Consider the following 19,232-nt stretch of genomic DNA (forward strand, 5'->3'; position numbering starts at 1 on the left):
CTTGAATATGTTTGGTGGCGATGGCGGAGGGGTTCCACACGTACCCATCCCGAACACGACCGTTAAGCCCTCCAGCGCCGATGGTACTTGGACCGAAGGGTCCTGGGAGAGTAGGACGCCGCCAAGCGCAATATTCCCTGATAGCTCAGTTGGTAGAGCACTCGACTGTTAATCGAGTTGTCACAGGTTCGAGTCCTGTTCGGGGAGCCATTATGGCCCGTTGGTCAAGGGGTTAAGACACCTCCCTTTCACGGAGGTAACAGGGGTTCGAATCCCCTACGGGTCATACGGAGGCTTAGCTCAGCTGGGAGAGCATCTGCCTTACAAGCAGAGGGTCGGGGGTTCGATCCCCTCAGCCTCCACCATATACTTCACCCCAAAAAGTGAAGTTGAGTCTCTGAAGCTTAGTCCGATTACTTTTCAGGGACCCCATAACGAAATAACCTTTTTACTGACGCGGGGTGGAGCAGCCCGGTAGCTCGTCGGGCTCATAACCCGAAGGCCGCAGGTTCAAATCCTGCCCCCGCAATTATCCCTTAACCGGGATACAATCATAGTGTGGAGCCGTGGTGTAGAGGCCTAACATGCCTGCCTGTCACGCAGGAGACCGCGGGTTCGAATCCCGTCGGCTCCGCCATTTTCATCTTAGATTTAACTTATGAGAGCCATTAGCTCAGTTGGTAGAGCACCTGACTTTTAATCAGGGTGTCGAAGGTTCGAGTCCTTCATGGCTCACCAGTTATGTTTATCTTTTTGCGGACGTGGCTCAGCGGTAGAGCATCGCCTTGCCAAGGCGAGGGTCGCGGGTTCGATTCCCGTCGTCCGCTCCATCATTTGCGCCCTTAGCTCAGCTGGATAGAGCGTTTGACTACGAATCAAAAGGTCAGGAGTTCGAATCTCTTAGGGCGCGCCATTTTTTCAATTGAATATGCCGGTGTGGCGGAATTGGCAGACGCGCGCGACTCAAAATCGTGAGGGAAACCGTGGGGGTTCGAGTCCCTTCACCGGCATACATCGGGACGTAGCTCAGCTTGGTAGAGCACCTGGTTTGGGACCAGGGGGTCGCATGTTCGAATCGTGTCGTCCCGATAGAAACAGTCATCGTTAGATGGCTGTTTTTTCTTTTGTTTGTGAAAGTCCTTCTCGATCCCTTTAGCATGAAGCATGGAGAATGGAGAAATGAAGACTCCCTCAAATACGAGGGAGTCTTTTACCTTAAGCATTTAAATCGTGAAGGCCTGGGCTGTGCTCATTGGGCAATTCCGGCAAGACAGGAAGTGGGAAGCCTTCCGGCGGAGCCGTAACCTCCAGTGTTCCACCGTTCCGGCTTGGCGTGACTCCGCTAAAGATTTCGCCTATTCTGGTAGGGTCGAGTCTGAAATTGAATTGAGCGTTATGGAACCCTTGATCCACATATTTACGGCACTCCGGATATTTATTAATATCGTAATTGGGTACCGGGAACAACTTACTCCACTGTACGCCTAATGTTTCAAGCGCTTTGGCAAATGCGTTTTGATGCGCATTGTCCCGGACAATCAGGAACGCGAGCGTCTCCCGAAACGTTTTATTGGAGCTCATTTCGTAAATACGCGATTTTTGCAGCACTCCTGTAGATTCCAGCACAAGATTATCCAGCAGATCGCTGATTAGATTGCCATGGCTGTACACGTAATTCCCATTCCAAGGATTGCCCGCGGCATCAACCGGAAGCGAGCTTTGGGCGCCCATGATGAAATGGTGGGGATTGGCGAATTTGATCGCTTCGTCAAGAGGAGCCGAGTCGAGCCCGGCATTACCGGGCATAGGGTCGCCGGAACCGGTTAAAAGCTGGTTGATCGTATGCTGTACAAGCTCCACATGGCTGATTTCTTCCAAAAATACACCGCGGATCAGGTCGCGAAATTGTGTTGCATTTCCCCTAAAATTATTACTTTGGAAAAAAAACTGCATCATCGTACGCATTTCTCCGAATCGTCCGCCCAATGTTTCCTGCAATACTTTAGCGGCGGCCGGATCAGGCTTATCGGGAACTATTCTATTTATTAAATCCTCTTTATAGAAATACATACAGAACGCCTCCTACTTTTGGTTTATCGGTTTATAGGATGGCTGTTGGTCTGTTCTTTTATCCCATATTATTGATACTGTGAACTTTATAAATTCTTGACTTAACGACTTGGGATTTGTATATTTGCCGGCTTTGACGGTCACAATATTCATAAAACTCCGATAGAAGGGGATTCTTTGTGAATATATTCCGTACCAAGAAACAGCTTAGAAAACGGTTGAGACGATGGCGGAGAGCCATTTGGACGATCGGCGCTTGTGTCCTTGTCGCCTTAATGGCTTGGCTCGGTTTGTTATTATCGGACCAGATGGAAAAGCTGATGACGGAAGAACCGATGTCCATGGAAACGCTGGTTCATCTCCGAGAAGCGGAGTGGGCAGACGATACCGAGCAAGAATGGCTCGGGCAGCTTCAGAAGTCCGAACAGGTCCGAATCGTCCATTTGAATAGAATTTATACTTGCGGGGAAGAGAGCACGGTTCTCGGCCTGATGAAACCGCGGGAAATCGCCGAGCTGGCCAAAGAACATCCGGCATGGAAGGGAAGGCTGGCCGCGGGGGGCGATGTGTGGTTTGACGAGCATGTTCAAGGCTTGTCGGAAATTTGTCAGCGGGACGGATACGTGGGAATAGACAAAAACGGGAATCTAAGCCTTTTCGACGGGCCGCCGAAACAAGAGAAGGTGATCCGAACCTTTTTTCAATTGGATGTAGAAACGATGGAAAGCGCGCTTCCGTCCGAGGTGCTGAAAGAGCTGCAAAACGGTATCCGTGTCCAGGATGTGGAGGAGTATAACAGCGTTTTGTCCACATTCAGCGATTTTGCGGTGGAGGATTCGCAGAGAACAATGGGGCAGAATAAACAATAAAGTAAATTGGCCAAACAGGGACGTTAAATTTAACGTCTCTTTTTGTTGTCCTGACGAAATGCCGCTTTCCAAACTTTTTCCTCAACAATACCAATCTTTTGATATAATAAAGTGAATACATATGTTCGCTTCTGGGACATAGACCCGGGGTTCCGCAAAAATGCCGGATAACCGGAAGAATTGAGCAGGCTGGGAGAGTTGAACGGTGCGGATATTGGGAATCGACCCCGGAATCGCCATTGTCGGCTTCGGGTTCATTGATAAACAGGGCAGCAAATGCGTCCCCGTCCAATACGGTTGTATTCAGACGGAGGCTCATACGCCCGAAGAAGAACGTTTGCTTCATGTATATGAAGGCATGATTCAACTGATCGACAAATATAAACCGGATGCGGTGGCTTTCGAGAAGCTGTTTTTTAACCGTAATGTGACGACGGCCATGTCGGTTAGCCAAGCGAGGGGCGTTCTGGTTCTGGCTGCGGTACAAAAAGGACTGCCCGTAGCCGAATACACACCAATGCAGGTGAAACAGGCGATCGTCGGTTACGGAAAAGCAGAGAAGCGGCAGGTCCAGGAGATGACGAGGATGTTCCTGAAGCTTCAGGCGATCCCGAAGCCGGACGATGTGGCCGATGCGCTCGCCGTGGCGATTTGCCACGCCCATTCTTATACGTTAAATTCCAAATTAAATGAGGTATTGCGGTCATGATTGATTTTTTACGGGGCCAAGTTGCCCATCTTGAAAGCGAATATGTCGTCCTGGACGTGCAGGGCGTGGGGTACCGCGTGTTCTGTCCGAATCCTTATGCCTTTGCCGCCAAACATCAGGAAACTGTAACCATCTATACCCATCATCACGTTCGCGATGATGCGATATTGCTGTTCGGGTTTCCGACCCGGGAGGAGCAGAAGCTGTTCCGCAAGCTGATCGAGGTGTCGGGGATCGGCCCGCGCGTGGCGCTGGGCATCCTTAGCGGCGGCAATCCGGATACGGTGGTGGCTGCGATCCATCAGGAAAATATCTCGTTCTTGACGAAGCTTCCCGGCATCGGCAAGAAGACGGCTCAGCGGATGATCCTCGACTTGAAGGACAAGCTGGAGGGCATGGGAGGCACCGCATCCCTGTTTGATCCTGTGCCGGCTGCGGCCGCGGGGTTCGAGGACAGCGTTCCGGGCTGGCCGGAAGCGAGGGAAGGCCTCCGGGCGCTCGGTTATACCGACACCGAGCTCGATCGCGTATGGAACCAATTGAAGGATCAGGTAACCTATGACGAAGCGGTTGATTCGGTGATGAAAAAGGCGCTCAAGCTGCTGTATGCGGGTTGATAACAGGCTGGGAGAAAGAGGTGCTGGATAACGATGATGGAAGACCGGATTATCTCCGCGAATTTGATGATGGAAGACCAAGCCGTCGAATTGAGCCTGCGCCCCCGCTATTTGGCGGAGTACATCGGGCAGAATCAGATTAAAGAGAATTTGCAAATTTATATCGAAGCGGCAAAAATGCGCAAAGAGGCACTGGATCACGTCCTGCTTTACGGGCCGCCGGGGCTGGGGAAAACGACGCTCGCCAACATTATCGCCAACGAGCTTGGCGTTAATTTACGGACGACATCGGGACCGGCAATCGAGCGGCCGGGAGATCTCGCCGCCCTGCTGACAAATCTGCAGGAAGGCGATGTACTGTTTATCGACGAAATCCACCGGCTGCACCGGACGGTAGAGGAAGTGCTGTACCCGGCGATGGAGGATTTCGCGCTGGATATCATGATCGGCAAGGGACCGAGCGCCCGTTCCGTCCGGCTCGACCTGCCGCCGTTTACTTTGGTGGGGGCGACGACCCGGGCCGGGCTGCTCTCCGCGCCGCTGCGCGACCGGTTCGGCGTCGTCAGCCGCCTGGAGCTGTATACGAAGGAGGAACTCAGCTTCATCGTCTCCCGGGGGGCGGATATTTTGGGAATTCCAATCATCGGGGATGCCTCCGATGAAATCGCCCTGCGGTCAAGAGGGACGCCGCGGATCGCCAACCGTCTGCTGAAGCGGGTAAGGGATTTCGCCCAGGTGCGCGGTGACGGCATGATTACGCCGGAAATCGCCAGGGAATCGCTGCAGATGCTGCAGGTTGACCCGATGGGGCTGGATATGATCGACCATAAAATGCTGCGGGCGATGATCACGAGCTTCCGCGGCGGGCCTGTCGGACTGGATACGATCGCGGCGTCGATCGGTGAGGAGAGCCAGACCATCGAGGATGTATATGAACCGTACCTGCTGCAAATCGGATATTTGCAGCGTACGCCACGGGGCCGGATAGTAACGCCGGCGGCTTACCAGCATTTAGGGTTGCCGCTTCCCGATCAGGATAAGTAACAATCGGGACAATAGACGTATAAACGTGAACACCCTAGAAGCCTATAAGGAGGAACACCCAGATGAAAAGAATTATTCCGCGCATCATGCAAAGCAGGTGGGGCAAAGGGGTTATGGCCGGTCTGTTGCTGACCGGCGCCCTTCAGCTTCCGGCGTCCGCAGATTCGGCATCGTCCACCGATCTCAGGGTCGCCATGTATCTGGATCTCGGCAGCACTTATAAATCGACGGTTCCTGCGGTGACCTTAAAAGGAGATTCCGCCTGGGGAGCCGGACCGGAGGGTGAGGGCGACTGGGTCGATTTTTCGCCGGGACAGTCCGCCCGCTTCAGTGTGGACGGATATAAGGTGAAGGCGCTGGAAAGCTCCGACTGGAAAACGGCGGCGGCAGCGGTAAAAATCCTCAAAGATACGGCCGACAAGCCGGTAGCCTTCGTCCAAAACACCGCGGAAGGCAAAGTTTATCAGGTTTATACGGGTCCTTACGCCAGCGAGGCGGACGCCCAGTCTGCCGCGAATAGAGTTGCAGGGTCGATTTCGGCTCAGTTAAAGGGGCAGACCCCTGCCGTACGCGGCAATTATTACGTAGGAACGGGTACATACGGCAGTAAAGACGAAGCCGAGTCGGTGCGTTCCACGCTGAACGTGAACGGCGCGGAAGCTTCGGTCGTGATGACGGGCCCATGGGAATATGCCGTGTGGGTTGGCGGGGCCGCCAGCGAAGCCGAACAAGCTGCGTTGCTGGGGCAGCTTCTTCAGACGTATCCTTACATTTCATGGTCGATGGTAGCTTCCGACAGCGCCGCCCTGCTTATTCACAGCGACGTGACATTGAACCTCGATTCCCCTTCCCCTGTCGATCATTACGAGCTTAGCGGCGATGCCGCGCTGCTTATTCGTGATAGCGGGGACGCATTTATACAGCTCGCCGAGCGTTCGGGGCGCAAATACCGCGGTGACTTTGAAATCAGCCGTTACAACGGGCAGCTTGCCCTCGTCAATGAGGTTCCGCTGGAGCAGTATCTGTATTCGGTCGTTGGGGCCGAAATGTCCGCCTCCTGGCCTCAGGAGGCCTTGAAGGCGCAAGCGGTGGCCGCCCGGAGCTTCGCGCTTTATAACGCGGAACTCAATAAATTCAAAGTTGCCGGACTGGTGGACACTACGCTGAGCCAAGTATACAACGGCGCAGAACAAGAGGCCGACAGCGTGATCCGGGCCGTCGACAGTACGGCCGGGGAAGTACTTACGGCCAGCGGCAAAATCGTCGAAGGGATCTTCTCCTCGAATAGCGGCGGCGTAACGGCGGATTCCACGGAAGTATGGGGCAATGTGAATACCGTCTACTCCAGTGTGCCTAGTACGGAGGACGAGGTGACGCAAGCCTCGCTTAAATCGTGGTATCATGTGCTTCTGTCGAACGGGAAATCCGGCTATGTCCGGGAAGACAATATCGCGACGACGGGTAAAACGGCCGCCGGTTTGCAAAAAATGACCGTAACGACCAGCTCGGTCAACGTACGGCCTCTGCCGTTGATTCAGTCGGATGTGGAACCCGTTGCGAAGCTGAACCCGGGCGATGAAGCTGTCGTTCTGGAGATCGTGGACGAATCGAGCGCCTATTCCTGGATTCGCGGGCCCTACAGCTCCGCGGAGCTGCTGAAATCGCTAGACGGGAAAACGGCGACCCCGGTACCGTCACCGATTACGAATCTCGAAGTGACGCAAAGAGGGCCATCAGGCCGTGTAACCCAGATTAAAGCAAACGGGCAAACCGTTGACGTGAGATATCCGGATGCGTTCCGTTCCGCCTTGAACGGATTGCCAAGCACCCTGTTTGATATTGCCGCTACCGGAAGGTATACTGTACAGAGTGCGGGAGGCGCTCAGGCTACCGGCACGGCGGCTTCGGGAACATCGGTTCAGTCCGCATCGGGACTGAAAACCTGGAGCGGCGGCAATATGGTCGTGATGGGCGCGGACGGTACGGCGCGCGTGATCGACCAAAGCAATGAGTTTCTGTTTATAGGCAAAGGTTACGGCCATGGCCTGGGCATGTCCCAATGGGGCGCCAAAGGAATGGCGGAAGCCGGGTATGATTACCGGCAAATTCTGCAACACTACTATCAAAATGTGACAATTATCGAAGAATGAAGGCGTAAAATATGAATGTTGATCTGTATGATTTCGAGCTGCCCGAAGAGCTGATTGCCCAGACTCCCCTTGCGGATCGGAGCTCATCCCGGCTGCTGACTTTAAATAAAAGCGACGGAAGCATCGAGCATCATGTGTTTTCCGAGATTGTAAATTACCTGAACCCCGGGGATACGCTCGTGCTCAACGATACCCGGGTCATTCCGGCCCGTTTATTCGGCATGAAGGAAGATACCGGGGCAAAGGCGGAGGTGCTTCTGCTTAAGAGTTTGGGTGAGGACCGTTGGGAAGCGCTCGTTAAACCGGGCAAAAAGCTGAAGACCGGCTCGGTTATCGTGTTCAGTGAGGAGCTTCTAGCCACGATCGAAGAGGAAGGCGATATGGGCGGAAGAGTGCTGCGCTTTTCCTACCAAGGCATCTTCAACGAAATTCTCGATCGGTTGGGGCAAATGCCTTTGCCTCCTTATATCAAGGAGAAGCTGGATGACCGGGAGCGGTATCAGACCGTCTATTCCAAGCATGAAGGCTCGGCGGCGGCGCCGACGGCGGGCTTGCATTTCACCGAAGCCCTGCTGGAGGAAATCCGGGCCAAAGGAGTAAACATCGCTTTCGTCACCCTGCATGTCGGTCTGGGTACATTCCGGCCGATGTCCGTCGACCGCGTCGAAGATCATGTCATGCACGAGGAATATTATGTGCTTCCTCAGGAAACGGCGGATATCATTAATCAAACCAAAGCCAACGGCGGCCGCGTCGTCGCGGTGGGCACGACATCCTGCAGAACGCTGGAAACGGTAGCCCAGGCTTGCAAAGGCGGACAGGTGGTCAAAAGCAGCGGCTGGACAGGCATCTTCATTTATCCCGGATATGAGTTTGGACTCGTTGACGCGCTGATTACAAATTTTCATCTTCCGAAGTCGACGCTGGTAATGCTGGTAAGCGCGCTTGCGGGACGGGAAAATATTCTGGAGGCGTACCGGGTGGCGATTGAAGAACGGTACCGCTTTTTCAGCTTCGGCGATGCAATGTTTATTTATTAAGGCTATAAAGGATGGATGGATATCATGGCAGCAGCGGTAACTTATGAACATATCAAAACCTGCAAGCAGTCCGGAGCCAGATTGGGGCGGGTACATACCCCCCATGGCTCGTTCGATACGCCGGTGTTTATGCCGGTCGGAACGCTGGCCACGGTCAAAACGATGAGCCCGGAAGAGCTGAAGGAGATGGATGCGCGAATTATCCTCAGCAACACGTATCACCTGTTCCTGCGTCCCGGGCATGAACTTGTCCGCGAGGCAGGCGGGCTTCATAAGTTTATGAACTGGGATCGGGCGATTTTGACCGACAGCGGGGGTTTTCAAGTATTTTCGCTCAGCGAAATGCGGGACATTACGGAAGAAGGCGTCCATTTTCGATCTCATTTGAATGGGGATAAATTGTTCCTGTCGCCGGAAGTAGTGATGGAAATCGAAAATGCGCTCGGGCCGGATATTATGATGGCCTTTGACGAATGCGCCCCGTACCCCGCCGATTATAATTATGTGAAACAATCGATGGAGCGGACGACCCGCTGGGCGGAGCGCTGCCTGAAAAGCCATGCCAGACCGCATGATCAGGCGCTGTTCGGTATTGTTCAGGGCGGCATGTTCGAGGATTTGCGCAAGCAAAGCGCCAGAGATTTGACTTCCCTGGATTTTCCGGGGTATGCTATTGGTGGACTGAGTGTAGGCGAGCCTAAGCATCTAATGTATGAAATGTTGGAGCATACGCTGCCGCTTCTGCCTGCGGACAAGCCCCGCTATCTGATGGGGGTCGGTTCTCCCGACGCGTTGATCGAAGGATCGATCCGGGGAATCGATATGTTTGACTGCGTATTGCCGACACGAATTGCCCGGAACGGGACTACGATGACCAGTCAAGGCAGATTGGTTGTCCGCAACGCTCAGTATGCCAAAGATTTTGGGCCATTGGATCCGGAGTGCGGATGCTATACCTGCCGGAACTACTCCCGTGCGTACCTCCGCCATCTTATCAAAGCGGATGAAACGTTTGGTCTTCGGTTGACTACATACCACAATCTGTATTTCCTGATCAATCTGATGGGTAAGGTCCGCCAGGCTATTATGGATGACAGACTGCTGGACTTCCGGGACGAGTTTTTTGAGCAGTATGGTCTGATTGGCAATGAAAAAGGATTTTAATGGGACCAGCCTATAAAACGAAAGGAGGAAAAAGGAATGTTTCCATTAGCAGCATCAGGCGGTGCAGCGGCAGGAACCGGCGGGTTGATTTCGTTTCTCGTTCCGCTTATCATCATGTTTGCCGTATTCTACTTCCTGTTGATTCGTCCTCAGAAGAAGAAACAGCAAACCCGCAATAATATGCTCAATGCGCTTCAAAAAGGCGACAAGATCGTCACGATCGGCGGCTTGCACGGCAAAATCGTCGAATTGGCCGACGATACCGTGGTTCTGCTCGTCAACGACGCCACCAAGCTGACATTTGACCGGAGCGCCATTAGCCATCGCGTTGAAGCGGAGGCTCAAAGCTAGAAAATAGAGAGCTTCCTTAATTTAAAGGCTGTCCGAAAGCGGTGATATCTGCTGACGGGCGGCTTTTTTGCGCTAAAGGCATTGCTACCTTCTCTTTAAATTTACCCCGAAAACACCGCCGATCGCCCCCAGAAGCAGCGCGGGCAGCACCAGAGCCACCTCGGTGAGTCCCAGCGAATTGTCCAATGCCAGGAAGCTGATTACCAGCAGCAATATCCCATAGAAAAGGCCGGTTAATGACCCTTGGTACAGGCCCTTTTGCCCGGCCCTTTTGCCCGAAACGAGCCCCCCTGCCAGCAGCGACACGCTATGGACCAGATACGTATACAGCGTCAGGTTTTCCTCGTCCATAACGCCGGATTGCAGCAGCAGGGACAGAATCAAAGCGCCGATCATCATCCAGAGAAACGCATACCACAAACCTGAAAAGGTGGGATGGGAAAGCCGGAAAGAAAACAAACGGCGGATAAAATGCATAACCGAGACCTCCAATCGGGTTATCGTTATCTCATTTTATGGTCAAGCCCGTACGGTTATGACAGGAATATCGGTAAATCAGGAATATATTGTGCCGCATGCAACGGGGGGGCCGTGGTCAGAATACCAGATACACCCTTGACATTGTGAACTTTACCTGCGGGAGGGAATTGCCGTGGTGGCTCATCTATCCGTCATGATTTTTCGTACGGTGCTCATGTATATCATGGTATTTGCGGTTATGCGAATTATGGGGAAAAGAGAAATCGGCCAGCTCTCGATCTTCGATCTGGTCATTTCCATCATGGTTGCCGAGATCGCCGTTTTGGTCCTGGAGGACTCCAAGCGGCCGTTGTACGACGGTATCGTGCCGATGCTTACTCTGCTGCTGATACAGATCGGCATCGCCGTATTGTCGCTGCGTTACCGGAAGCTGCGGCTCTGGTTCGACGGGAAACCAAGCGTCATTATTCGCGACGGAAATATCGATCAGGAAGAGATGAAGAAACAGCGTTATAATATGGACGATCTGTTGATGCAGCTTCGCTCGCAAAAGGTCGACAGCGTAGGTGATGTGGAATTTGCCGTGCTTGAAACGAGCGGTCAACTCAGCGTCTTCCCGAAGGAAAAAAGCGGAGCCCCAAAAGGCGATGCCAAGGAGATGAGAAGGAGGGAGGCTCCGTTCTCTTCCGTTGTTTCGAAAGTAAGATACGAGCCGCTGCCCCTGCCGCTCATCGTGGACGGGAAGGTTGAGGATAACAATTTGAAGCAGATCGGCAAAACGAGATTTTGGCTCAAAAACCAAATCCAAGCCAAAGGGGTCGGCGACTTCAAGGATATTTTCTTCTGTTCGATCGACCATAAGGGCAAACTGTACATTATTCCCAAAAAAATAAAATGATGAAAAAGGCAAAGCTTATCCTCTGAACCATCTGCGGACAAACGGGATCCGTTTCAGGTCATGCAGATCGATTAAACCCATGATTCCGATGAGCAGAAGATATAGAGCTCCCGAAAGCGCGGCTGCGGATAAGAACTGAATCCATATGCTGCCGCCGAACGAAATTTCATGATATAAGTAGCTGGCCGTGCCGGCCATAATGATCATGCCGCAGCATACTTTGACGAGATCAAACAACGGCATCCGGTAGTTTAGCGCTTTGGTTACGCTGTATCCGTGCAGGAAAGTGACGATCACAAAATTGGCAATGATCGCGAGGACGGCGCCGTAAATTCCGAACTGCGGATTGGATGCCAGGTAGAAGATCAGAACGATCTTGACGATAGCACCGGTCAATGTATTGATTAAAGCACGCCCCGGTTTATCCAGCGCCTGCAATGTCGCCTGGAGCGGGGACTGTACATAGAGGAACAGGGCGAAGGGGGCCATGATTCTCAGCATTCCGGCGATCTCGCCGTTATTGTAAATCAACACGCAAAGGGGCTCGGCCAATACATACATAATCGCGGCAAACGGCGCGCCTGTGACCAAGGCAAGCCGGATCGACTGGTGCAGCCGGAGATGGATCGTTCTTTCGTCGCCTCTGGCCTGAGCTTCCGCCAGCGAAGGAACGAGCGAAACGGCCAGCGAGGTGGTCAGCGCGCCCGGCAGCGTGAGGAGCGGGATGATCATCCCTTGCAGCGCTCCATATTGCGCGGTTGCAACGGCGGTGGCGATCCCCGCGATCGCGAGACTTCTGGCCGTTGTGATCGATTCCAGTAAGTAGGATAAGGAGCCGACCAGCCGGCCTCCTGTTACGGGAATTGCGATCGTTAAAATGTTGCGCAGGGTGGGTAGAAACGTTTTTCGCGGGGAATCCGGAGGGGACTTCTCAGCTACAGCGGGCAAATCTGTGTTTAGGCCCTCATCCCGCTTCCGCAGCCGGCGATATTGCCACAGCAAAACCGCAAGCCCCGCGATTTCGCCGGCGAGAACTCCCAGCATCGCTCCGGCGGCCGCATATTCGATCCCGAAAGGGAGCAGCAAATAGGAAAACCACAGTACGCAAATGATCCGCGCTACCGTTTCCAAAATGGAGGACAGCGCCGAGGGAATCATGTCCTGTTTACCTTGGAAATAACCGCGGTAAACGGAGGACACGGCGACGACGGCGATCATCGGGCTCATGGCGACAAAAGTCTGATAAACCCGGGCGTCAGTGAGAATATAGCGGCTGGCCCAGGGGGCACCGATTATACATATTACGGTAAACAGCAAGCCGGCAAGGATAGCGAAAATAAGGCTCGTCCGAAGTACGGCCTTGGAGCGTTCCGGTCTACCCGCGGACTCCGCTTCCGCGACAAGCTTGGCGATGGCCAGCGGCAGACCGCCCGTAATGATGGTAACGAGTACGAGAAAAAAAGGATAGCCAAGCTGATACAGCCCCACGCCTTCCGCTCCGATGACCCGGGGCAAGAGAATTCGCGGAATAAAGCCGAGGATGCGGTTGATGATGCCTGCGGCGAGCAAGATCATGGTGCCCTGGATAAAGGTTTGCTTGTTCAAAATGGTCCCCTCTTCCCCGAATGAGCGATGGTTGTTACTAAAGATATGCAGGACCTGTCCCGCTTCATGACTTGTCTTTTTTAAGAGATCATTCTTATGGCGGTGCAGGAATCGTAAAAATAAGGTAGAATACAATAAGACGGGGAGATGGAAGGAGGCATCATGATGGCCGAAGACGAATTGGGCGAGAAACAGTTGAACGAGGCGATCGAAAATTTGTGCCTGAGCAAAGCGGAGGAGTTCCGGCTGATCGGTTACGAGCATGTCACGGGGCCGGAAATTTGGGAGTGCGTCAGTCAGAAGTATGAGAAGGACGGCTACCCGCCTTTGTATCAACTGGTGAATGATATCCTTTCATTAAAAGCAACCCAATTTATGAACTATATGACGATTTCCGCATTTCGTGGATCCCGTTTCGATTGAAAGGGGTCTTTTTTGTGACCGGATGAAACGCAGCCGTTAATAAACCGACAATATTTGATAAATTGACGCTCAATTCTCGCATGGCTATAATAGGACTATTGAGAACTGAAAGGGGAAGTAAGTACGGGATGAAAAGAATCTTCGCATTCATAACCGTCGTGGTAGTCATGTCAGGCATTATGGTCTGGACAACCCCCGGTCTGCTGAACAATGTACATCTCGGCCTTGATTTAAAAGGCGGATTTGAGATTTTGTACGAAGCAACACCGCTGGAAGGCGGGGCTAAAGTAACCAAGGAATCGCTGCTTCAGACGGCAAAAAGTCTCGAAGACCGGGCGAACAAGCTGGGAACCAGCGAACCGGAGGTAACGACCGAAGGAACGAACCGCATCCGCCTCAAACTGGCGGGCGTGACGGACGAAGCCGAGGTCCGCAAGCAAATGAAGGAGCCGGCCTCCTTGACCTTCCGCAGTAAGGACGGTACGGAGAAATCGGCCGACGAGTACAACAAAATCGAAATGATCGGCACGGACTTTGCCGAAAACGGAGCCAAGCTCGAATTCAACCAGATGAACGAGCCGTTGGTCAGCATCAAGGTCAAGAGCAAGGAGAAATTTGCCGAGGTGACCAAACGTCTGCTTGGTCAACCGCTGGCGATTTATATGAATGACCAATTGATTTCCGATCCTGTCGTACAAGCCGTTCTGACCGACGGAACCGCTTCGATCAGCGTCGGCGGGGATCTTAACAAGGCCAAGGAATTGCGCGACACGATCAATTTGGGCGCTCTGCCGCTCAAACTGACCGAGAAATATTCGCAAAGCGTCGGCGCAACGCTCGGGAAGCAATCGCTGAACCAAACGATCGAAGCCGGTCTGATCGCTTCCGTATTTATTCTGATCTTTATGATCGGCTTATATCGGGTTCCCGGCCTGGTAGCCTCGTTTACGCTGATCATTCATACCTGGCTCCTGATCCTGGTCTTTGTCTGGGCGGACTTCACCTTGACATTGCCGGGGATCGCGGCGTTCATTCTCGGGATCGGGATGGCCGTGGACGCCAACATTATTACAAACGAACGGATTCATGAAGAAATGCGGAGCGGCAAAAGCGTCATGTCCGCCGTCAAAGCGGGCGACAAGCACTCGCTGCGCACCGTATTGGACTCGAATATTACCACCATCATCGTCGCCGCCGTTATGTACTGGTTCGGGACCGGCGCGGTCAAAGGCTTCGCGCTGGTACTCATCGTGGAAATCGTGCTCAGTATCGCTACGAATGTTTACCTCTCCCGCTGGCTGCTGAACTTGCTGCTTAAAGCCGGCAAGCTGCTGAAGCCGAAGTACTTCGGTGTAAAGGAGAGTGAAATCCGTGAGCTTTAAGAAAAAAAACATTGACTTTGTTCATATAAGCAAATACTTCTACATTGCTTCCATCGCGCTCACGATTATCGGGATCATCTGCCTATCCTTTTTGGGATTGAATTACAGCGTCGATTTCAGAGCGGGTTCCAATGTGGATATTACACTGTCCAAGAGCCTTACCGCGGATGAAATCAAACCGGTGCTTGATAAGCTTGGCGTCGCAGAAGGAACAACGGTAAATCCCGGGGCCGACCGCATGACGATTCGCTTTACCAATGTACTGAATGAAGACCAGGAATTGCAATTGAAGCAGGAAATTGCGAAGCTGGACGAGAAGGCCTCGTTCGAAGTCAACACCGTCGATCCGGAAATGGCTAAAGAGTTGGCCCAAAACGCGATTAAAGCCGTATTGATTTCGTGCCTGGGTATCATTATTTATGTCAGCATTCGGTTCGAATGGCGGTTTGCCGTTGCGGCCATTGTCTCGTTGCTGCACGATGCTTTTCTGGTTATCGCGGTATTCTCCATCTTCCGCCTGGAAGTGGATTTAACATTTATTACGGCAGTCCTAACGATTATCGGTTATTCCATTAACGACACGATCGTTATTTTTGACCGGATTCGCGAGAATTTGCGGTTCAGCAAGCTGAAGACCCGGGAGGATTTGGCCGAACTGGTCAACCGAAGCATCTCCCAGACGATCAAGCGGTCCATCTATACCGCGGTCACGGTCTTCGTTGCCGCATTCTTCCTGTTCCTGCTCGGCGGGGAGTCGATCCGGATGTTCTCGCTGGCGATGGTCATCGGTCTCTTATTCGGGGCCTATTCCACGATCTTTATTGCCAGCCCGCTGTGGTATGTTCTTAAGGGAGATCCCAAAAAGAAAAAGCCGGCCAAAGCGTCTTAAAAGAGCGAACGCCTTTGTTTGGAGATAGAGCCGCGTCAATATGTGACGCGGCTCTACCGCTCTATATGTTTGTTTTTCAGGAGGATTTGCTATGTCGCGCAAACATGACATTACAACCGATTCCGCAGCCTGGCTAGGCATCGCCAGCCATATCGTTTTGGCCGCGTTCAAGGGCGCTATAGGCTTACTGTTCGACAGCCGGGCATTGCTGGCCGACGCTTTGTACTCGGCCGCGGACGGTGCTGCCATGATTCCGGATAAGTTCAAATTCCGCCGGCAGCCCAGAATGACAACGACCCAGGCACTGCCTGTTCCCGGGAAGGTTGGAGAATCGCTTGCGGTTATTTTCTTATCCGTATTTTTGCTGATGGGAAGCTTCCAGATGGGAATTTCCTCGATCACCGCCGTATCGACGGGGGAGATCGACCCGCCGGGTTATTGGGCCGGGGTGGCGATCGTCATTTCCATAGCTTTGAAAGAGGCCGTATTCCAGGTTCAATACCGCAAGTACCGCGTAGGGCGAAGGGAGCGGCTCCAATCGCTGATCGAAGCTCACCGCAATTCGCTGTACTCTTCGATCGCCGTTCTGATCGGCGTGTTCGGCGCCATGACAGGTCAAGCGATGGATGTTCCGGCATTGCTCTACCTGGATCCGGCCGCGGCGCTGGTCGTAGCGCTCCTGGTGCTCTGGCGGATATATCGTCTCGTGCGGAATTCCGTCTACGGTTCCCTGATTTCCGAAATCGAAGAAGAGGATACCGCCCGATTTATCGAAACCGTTCAGCGAGTGCACGGCATCATTACCGTAGATGAATTAAAAGCGCATGAGAACGGCCATTATGTGACCATTACTGCGAGAATCAGCGTTAATCCGCGGATTACGGTCATGGAGGCGAATGAAATCGCCGCCAGGGCGAAAGTTTTGCTTATGAACCGCTTTTCTCATGTCAGCGAAGTCAGCATTCAGGTTTTGCCGTATGATCCCGGGTACCCTTATAAAAGCAATTACGAAAGTTCCGGCGACGACCACCCGACTTTGATCCAATAGTCACCAAGGAAACAAATTCGCCGGGAAAGAAGGTGTTATTTTTGCTTCGTCCGAAATATGAGTGGCAGACTCCCCCGTACAACAGGGAAGCCGCTGACGCGCTGTCGCGGCAACTGGGCATCCACCCGGTTCTGGCCTCCCTGATGGTTACAAGAGGCATCGACAGCCCCCAGAAGGCTGCGCCGTTTCTGGACGGCTCCGGGGAAGAGCTTCATGATCCGTATCTCCTTAGCGGAATGAAAGAGGCGGTCCCGCGCATCAAGCGGGCCCTCGAAGCCGGGGAGCGCATTTTGATTTACGGGGATTACGATGCGGACGGGGTTTCTTCCACGTCCTTGATGATTCATCTGATGCGGCGGCTAGGCGCCGATTTCGAGTATTATATTCCGCATCGCTCCAAAGAAGGCTATGGACTACATATTCCGGCGCTGGAGCAGGCCCGGGAACGGGGAATTACCCTCATCGTCACGGTGGATACCGGGATCAGCGCCGTCGAACAGATCGCTTACGCCGCCTCGGCGGGCATGGATGTGATCGTGACCGATCACCATGAACCGCCTCCCGTCCTGCCTGAAGCGTTCGCGCTGATCAATCCCAAGCTTCCTTTCTGCCCTTATCCGTTCAAAGGTTTGGCCGGAGTCGGGGTGGCTTACAAGCTCGCGGTCGCTTTGCTCGGCGACGAAGTTCCGCCGGAATGGACCGAGCTGGTCGCGCTCGGCACGATCGCGGACCTCATGCCGCTGATCGGGGAAAACCGCGCCATTGTCCGCCGCGGCCTTGCACATATGGCGGATTCCGCTTTTCCCGGCATGACCGCCCTGCTTCGTACCGCCGGCTGGAAATCCGGCGAGGTGACGGCGACGAACGTCGCCTTCGGCCTCGCTCCGCGAATTAATGCCAGCGGCCGGATGAGCCATGCTCAGGAGGCGGTAGAGCTTCTGACGGCGCAGAATATGGAGGTAGCCGAAGCCGCGGCTCTGGAGCTGGATCTATTGAACAGAGAGCGGCAGGGACTGGTGGACGACATCGTTCAGGAGGCGATGCTTCAACTGGAGGCGAAGGAGGCCGCCGGTAAGCTGCCGGATGTGCTCGTCGTTGCCGGTGAAGGCTGGAATGTCGGGGTCGTCGGGATTGTCGCCTCCAAAATATTGGAGCGGTATTACCGGCCGACGCTCGTGCTCGGCATTCACCCGGACAGCGGCGAATGCAAAGGCTCGGCCCGCTCGATCCCGGGCTTGGACATCTACGAGGCGCTGACGCACTGCGCGGATTTGCTGGATCACTTCGGCGGCCATCCGGCGGCGGCTGGCATGTCTCTGCACAAGGACAAGCTGGCCGAGTTTGACCGGCGCTTGAACGAGTTTGCCGCGGGGGTGCTGAAGCCGGAGCATTTTATGCCGGTCATGCAAACCGATCTGGAGTGCACTTTGGGGGACATCACGCTGCCGGTTATCGAACAGCTGGAATCGATGGCGCCGTTCGGGATGGGCAATCCTTGCCCGCGTCTTTTGATCCGCGGCGCCAAGCTGCTGGAATGCCGTCAGATGGGCAAGGACGGCAAACATATGCGGCTGACGCTCCGGCAAAACGGCAAAACGGCGGAAGCGGTCGCCTTCGGCAAAGGCGATCTAGCCTTTCTTCTCACGGAAGAAACGGAACTGGATATCGTCGCGGAGGCCGGCATCAACGAATGGAACGGTTCGCGGCGGCCGCAGCTTCTGATCCAGGATCTCGCCGTTCCGCACCTTCAGGTGTACGATTATCGCGGCGACGCGAGCCCTGCGGCCAAACTGTCCGAGCTGAAGTCGAACCTGGCGGCGTATCCGTTCTGCGGCCCCGGAACAGTGGCCGGTCTGATCAACGCCGACTCGAAACTTTTAAATGATTATGAATTGAATGAAACCTCGCTTTGGGTATATGATAGGAGAGTCGGCGCACGGCCTGCGGACTCCGCATCGGAACAGGCGGGAACGGATGGAATAGGCACGCTGTTTATCCTTGAACTGCCGGAGACCCCCGTGGAATGGAACAGCCTATTGACCCGGTTTGGAGCGCTGGAGCGAATATTCCTGCTGCATCCGAAGCCGGCGGCGCAGGAGCGGCTCGAGCCGCCATCCCGCGAACAGTTCAAGCGGGTTTATGTGCTGTTGAGAAGCCTGGTATCCGAGGCTCTGCCCGAAGAGGAGCTGCTCGCGGGATTGAAGGCGCGCACGCCTATGTCGAAGCGGATGCTCAGCTTGGCGCTGGACGTTTTTGAGGAGCTTGGCTTTATCGCGAGATCCTCGGGAATCGTAACCGTGAATCCCGCCCCCGCGAAGCGGCCGCTGGAATCTTCAACGCGGTACAGGGAGCTTGGACGGCTGGCCGAAATGGAGCAGATGCTGTTGTACGGCCGGGTTCCGCAAATCACGGAATGGCTGCAGACCGCAACTTAGAGGATTCATTACTTATATATTTCATCAGGAAATCAGCTTCGCATATTTTCTAGGAGGA

The 19,232-nt window shown here is 53.8% G+C and carries 17 protein-coding genes, 10 tRNA genes and 1 rRNA gene; 25 read left to right on the plus strand and 3 right to left on the minus strand.

Features of this window, described 5'->3' with window-relative positions:
• Positions 1-10: 10 nt before the first annotated feature.
• From rrf to V3851_RS24115, 11 genes are all read left to right on the plus strand, one after another.
• Positions 11-127: ribosomal RNA gene (gene rrf, locus V3851_RS24065) — 5S ribosomal RNA — on the plus strand.
• Positions 128-134: 7 nt separating this feature from the next.
• Positions 135-210, plus strand: a tRNA-Asn gene (locus V3851_RS24070).
• A 4-nt stretch (positions 211-214) separates the two neighbouring features.
• Positions 215-286: transfer RNA gene (locus V3851_RS24075), tRNA-Glu, on the plus strand.
• Between the two features lie 3 nt (positions 287-289).
• Positions 290-365 (plus strand) — tRNA-Val (locus tag V3851_RS24080).
• Positions 366-455: 90 nt separating this feature from the next.
• A tRNA-Met gene (locus tag V3851_RS24085) sits at positions 456-529 on the plus strand.
• A gap of 31 nt (positions 530-560) precedes the next feature.
• Positions 561-637: transfer RNA gene (locus tag V3851_RS24090), tRNA-Asp, on the plus strand.
• A 25-nt stretch (positions 638-662) separates the two neighbouring features.
• Positions 663-738 (plus strand) — tRNA-Lys (locus tag V3851_RS24095).
• Between the two features lie 17 nt (positions 739-755).
• Positions 756-830: transfer RNA gene (locus V3851_RS24100), tRNA-Gly, on the plus strand.
• A gap of 6 nt (positions 831-836) precedes the next feature.
• Positions 837-913: transfer RNA gene (locus V3851_RS24105), tRNA-Arg, on the plus strand.
• 17 nt (positions 914-930) lie between these two features.
• Positions 931-1,010: transfer RNA gene (locus V3851_RS24110), tRNA-Leu, on the plus strand.
• 5 nt (positions 1,011-1,015) lie between these two features.
• Positions 1,016-1,089: transfer RNA gene (locus V3851_RS24115), tRNA-Pro, on the plus strand.
• Positions 1,090-1,215: 126 nt separating this feature from the next.
• On the opposite strand, the gene V3851_RS24120 is transcribed toward V3851_RS24115, so the two are convergent.
• Positions 1,216-2,070 (minus strand): manganese catalase family protein, encoded by an 855-nt coding sequence (locus V3851_RS24120; protein ID WP_331848998.1) that lies wholly within the window; start codon positions 2,068-2,070, stop codon positions 1,216-1,218.
• Positions 2,071-2,249: 179 nt separating this feature from the next.
• On the opposite strand from V3851_RS24120, the gene V3851_RS24125 reads away from it, so the two are divergent.
• From V3851_RS24125 to yajC, 8 genes are all read left to right on the plus strand, one after another.
• Positions 2,250-2,939, plus strand: coding sequence for a BofC C-terminal domain-containing protein (locus tag V3851_RS24125; protein WP_331848999.1), 690 nt, complete (start codon positions 2,250-2,252; stop codon positions 2,937-2,939).
• A 205-nt stretch (positions 2,940-3,144) separates the two neighbouring features.
• The gene (gene ruvC / locus V3851_RS24130; RefSeq protein WP_331849000.1) at positions 3,145-3,648 is read left to right on the plus strand and encodes a crossover junction endodeoxyribonuclease RuvC; all 504 of its coding nucleotides are present in this window, start codon (positions 3,145-3,147) and stop codon (positions 3,646-3,648) included.
• Positions 3,645-4,265 carry a Holliday junction branch migration protein RuvA gene (gene ruvA / locus V3851_RS24135; RefSeq protein WP_331849001.1) on the plus strand — a complete coding sequence of 207 codons (621 nt, stop codon included), beginning with the start codon at positions 3,645-3,647 and terminating at the stop codon, positions 4,263-4,265. The genes ruvC and ruvA overlap by 4 nt, the downstream gene beginning before the upstream one ends.
• A 36-nt stretch (positions 4,266-4,301) precedes the next feature.
• The gene (gene ruvB, locus V3851_RS24140; protein WP_331849063.1) at positions 4,302-5,309 is read left to right on the plus strand and encodes a Holliday junction branch migration DNA helicase RuvB; all 1,008 of its coding nucleotides are present in this window, start codon (positions 4,302-4,304) and stop codon (positions 5,307-5,309) included.
• A gap of 62 nt (positions 5,310-5,371) precedes the next feature.
• Complete coding sequence (locus tag V3851_RS24145) at positions 5,372-7,459, plus strand: SpoIID/LytB domain-containing protein (protein WP_331849002.1); 2,088 nt, start codon at positions 5,372-5,374, stop codon at positions 7,457-7,459.
• Between the two features lie 11 nt (positions 7,460-7,470).
• Positions 7,471-8,499 (plus strand): tRNA preQ1(34) S-adenosylmethionine ribosyltransferase-isomerase QueA, encoded by a 1,029-nt coding sequence (gene queA / locus V3851_RS24150; RefSeq protein ID WP_331849003.1) that lies wholly within the window; start codon positions 7,471-7,473, stop codon positions 8,497-8,499.
• Between the two features lie 24 nt (positions 8,500-8,523).
• The gene (gene tgt, locus V3851_RS24155; RefSeq protein ID WP_331849004.1) at positions 8,524-9,663 is read left to right on the plus strand and encodes a tRNA guanosine(34) transglycosylase Tgt; all 1,140 of its coding nucleotides are present in this window, start codon (positions 8,524-8,526) and stop codon (positions 9,661-9,663) included.
• A gap of 36 nt (positions 9,664-9,699) precedes the next feature.
• Entirely contained in the window at positions 9,700-10,014 is a 315-nt protein-coding gene (gene yajC, locus V3851_RS24160; protein ID WP_331849005.1) for a preprotein translocase subunit YajC, read from the plus strand.
• An 84-nt stretch (positions 10,015-10,098) separates the two neighbouring features.
• Here the strand turns inward: yajC and V3851_RS24165 are convergent, their stop codons facing one another.
• Positions 10,099-10,491 carry a TIGR04086 family membrane protein gene (locus V3851_RS24165; RefSeq protein ID WP_331849006.1) on the minus strand — a complete coding sequence of 131 codons (393 nt, stop codon included), beginning with the start codon at positions 10,489-10,491 and terminating at the stop codon, positions 10,099-10,101.
• Positions 10,492-10,687: 196 nt separating this feature from the next.
• Between V3851_RS24165 and V3851_RS24170 the strand changes: the two genes are divergently transcribed.
• A complete protein-coding gene (locus V3851_RS24170) occupies positions 10,688-11,392 on the plus strand; it encodes a YetF domain-containing protein (protein ID WP_414859354.1) in 705 nt (234 codons plus the stop codon).
• Positions 11,393-11,407: 15 nt separating this feature from the next.
• On the opposite strand, the gene spoVB is transcribed toward V3851_RS24170, so the two are convergent.
• Positions 11,408-12,997, minus strand: a complete 1,590-nt coding sequence (spoVB, locus tag V3851_RS24175; protein WP_331849008.1) for a stage V sporulation protein B — start codon at positions 12,995-12,997, stop codon at positions 11,408-11,410.
• 165 nt (positions 12,998-13,162) lie between these two features.
• Between spoVB and V3851_RS24180 the strand changes: the two genes are divergently transcribed.
• The 5 genes from V3851_RS24180 (at position 13,163) to recJ (ending at position 19,174) form a co-directional block, all read left to right on the plus strand.
• Positions 13,163-13,420: a post-transcriptional regulator gene (locus V3851_RS24180; protein ID WP_331849064.1), complete on the plus strand. Its 258-nt coding sequence runs from the start codon at positions 13,163-13,165 to the stop codon at positions 13,418-13,420.
• A 128-nt stretch (positions 13,421-13,548) separates the two neighbouring features.
• Entirely contained in the window at positions 13,549-14,802 is a 1,254-nt protein-coding gene (gene secD, locus V3851_RS24185) for a protein translocase subunit SecD (protein ID WP_331849009.1), read from the plus strand.
• Positions 14,792-15,691 carry a protein translocase subunit SecF gene (gene secF, locus V3851_RS24190; protein ID WP_331849010.1) on the plus strand — a complete coding sequence of 300 codons (900 nt, stop codon included), beginning with the start codon at positions 14,792-14,794 and terminating at the stop codon, positions 15,689-15,691. The genes secD and secF overlap by 11 nt, the downstream gene beginning before the upstream one ends.
• A 91-nt stretch (positions 15,692-15,782) precedes the next feature.
• Positions 15,783-16,739 carry a cation diffusion facilitator family transporter gene (locus V3851_RS24195; protein WP_331849011.1) on the plus strand — a complete coding sequence of 319 codons (957 nt, stop codon included), beginning with the start codon at positions 15,783-15,785 and terminating at the stop codon, positions 16,737-16,739.
• 41 nt (positions 16,740-16,780) lie between these two features.
• A complete protein-coding gene (recJ, locus tag V3851_RS24200; protein ID WP_331849012.1) occupies positions 16,781-19,174 on the plus strand; it encodes a single-stranded-DNA-specific exonuclease RecJ in 2,394 nt (797 codons plus the stop codon).
• The last annotated feature ends 58 nt before the right edge of the window (positions 19,175-19,232 follow it).

It is taken from the genome of Paenibacillus haidiansis, from assembly GCF_036553665.1.
Taxonomy (GTDB): Bacteria; Bacillota; Bacilli; order Paenibacillales; family Paenibacillaceae; genus Fontibacillus; species Fontibacillus haidiansis.

Excerpts from the sequence above, each read along its gene's own strand:
- V3851_RS24120 (WP_331848998.1), bottom strand. The coding sequence starts at position 2,070 with ATGTATTTCTATAAAGAGGATTTAATAAATAGAATAGTTCCCGATAAG.
- ruvA (WP_331849001.1), top strand. The coding sequence starts at position 3,645 with ATGATTGATTTTTTACGGGGCCAAGTTGCCCATCTTGAAAGCGAATAT.
- ruvB (WP_331849063.1), top strand. The coding sequence starts at position 4,302 with ATGGAAGACCGGATTATCTCCGCGAATTTGATGATGGAAGACCAAGCC.
- V3851_RS24145 (WP_331849002.1), top strand. The coding sequence starts at position 5,372 with ATGAAAAGAATTATTCCGCGCATCATGCAAAGCAGGTGGGGCAAAGGG.
- queA (WP_331849003.1), top strand. The coding sequence starts at position 7,471 with ATGAATGTTGATCTGTATGATTTCGAGCTGCCCGAAGAGCTGATTGCC.
- tgt (WP_331849004.1), top strand. The coding sequence starts at position 8,524 with ATGGCAGCAGCGGTAACTTATGAACATATCAAAACCTGCAAGCAGTCC.
- yajC (WP_331849005.1), top strand. The coding sequence starts at position 9,700 with ATGTTTCCATTAGCAGCATCAGGCGGTGCAGCGGCAGGAACCGGCGGG.
- V3851_RS24165 (WP_331849006.1), bottom strand. The coding sequence starts at position 10,491 with ATGCATTTTATCCGCCGTTTGTTTTCTTTCCGGCTTTCCCATCCCACC.
- V3851_RS24170 (WP_414859354.1), top strand. The coding sequence starts at position 10,688 with ATGATTTTTCGTACGGTGCTCATGTATATCATGGTATTTGCGGTTATG.
- V3851_RS24180 (WP_331849064.1), top strand. The coding sequence starts at position 13,163 with ATGGCCGAAGACGAATTGGGCGAGAAACAGTTGAACGAGGCGATCGAA.
- secD (WP_331849009.1), top strand. The coding sequence starts at position 13,549 with ATGAAAAGAATCTTCGCATTCATAACCGTCGTGGTAGTCATGTCAGGC.
- V3851_RS24195 (WP_331849011.1), top strand. The coding sequence starts at position 15,783 with ATGTCGCGCAAACATGACATTACAACCGATTCCGCAGCCTGGCTAGGC.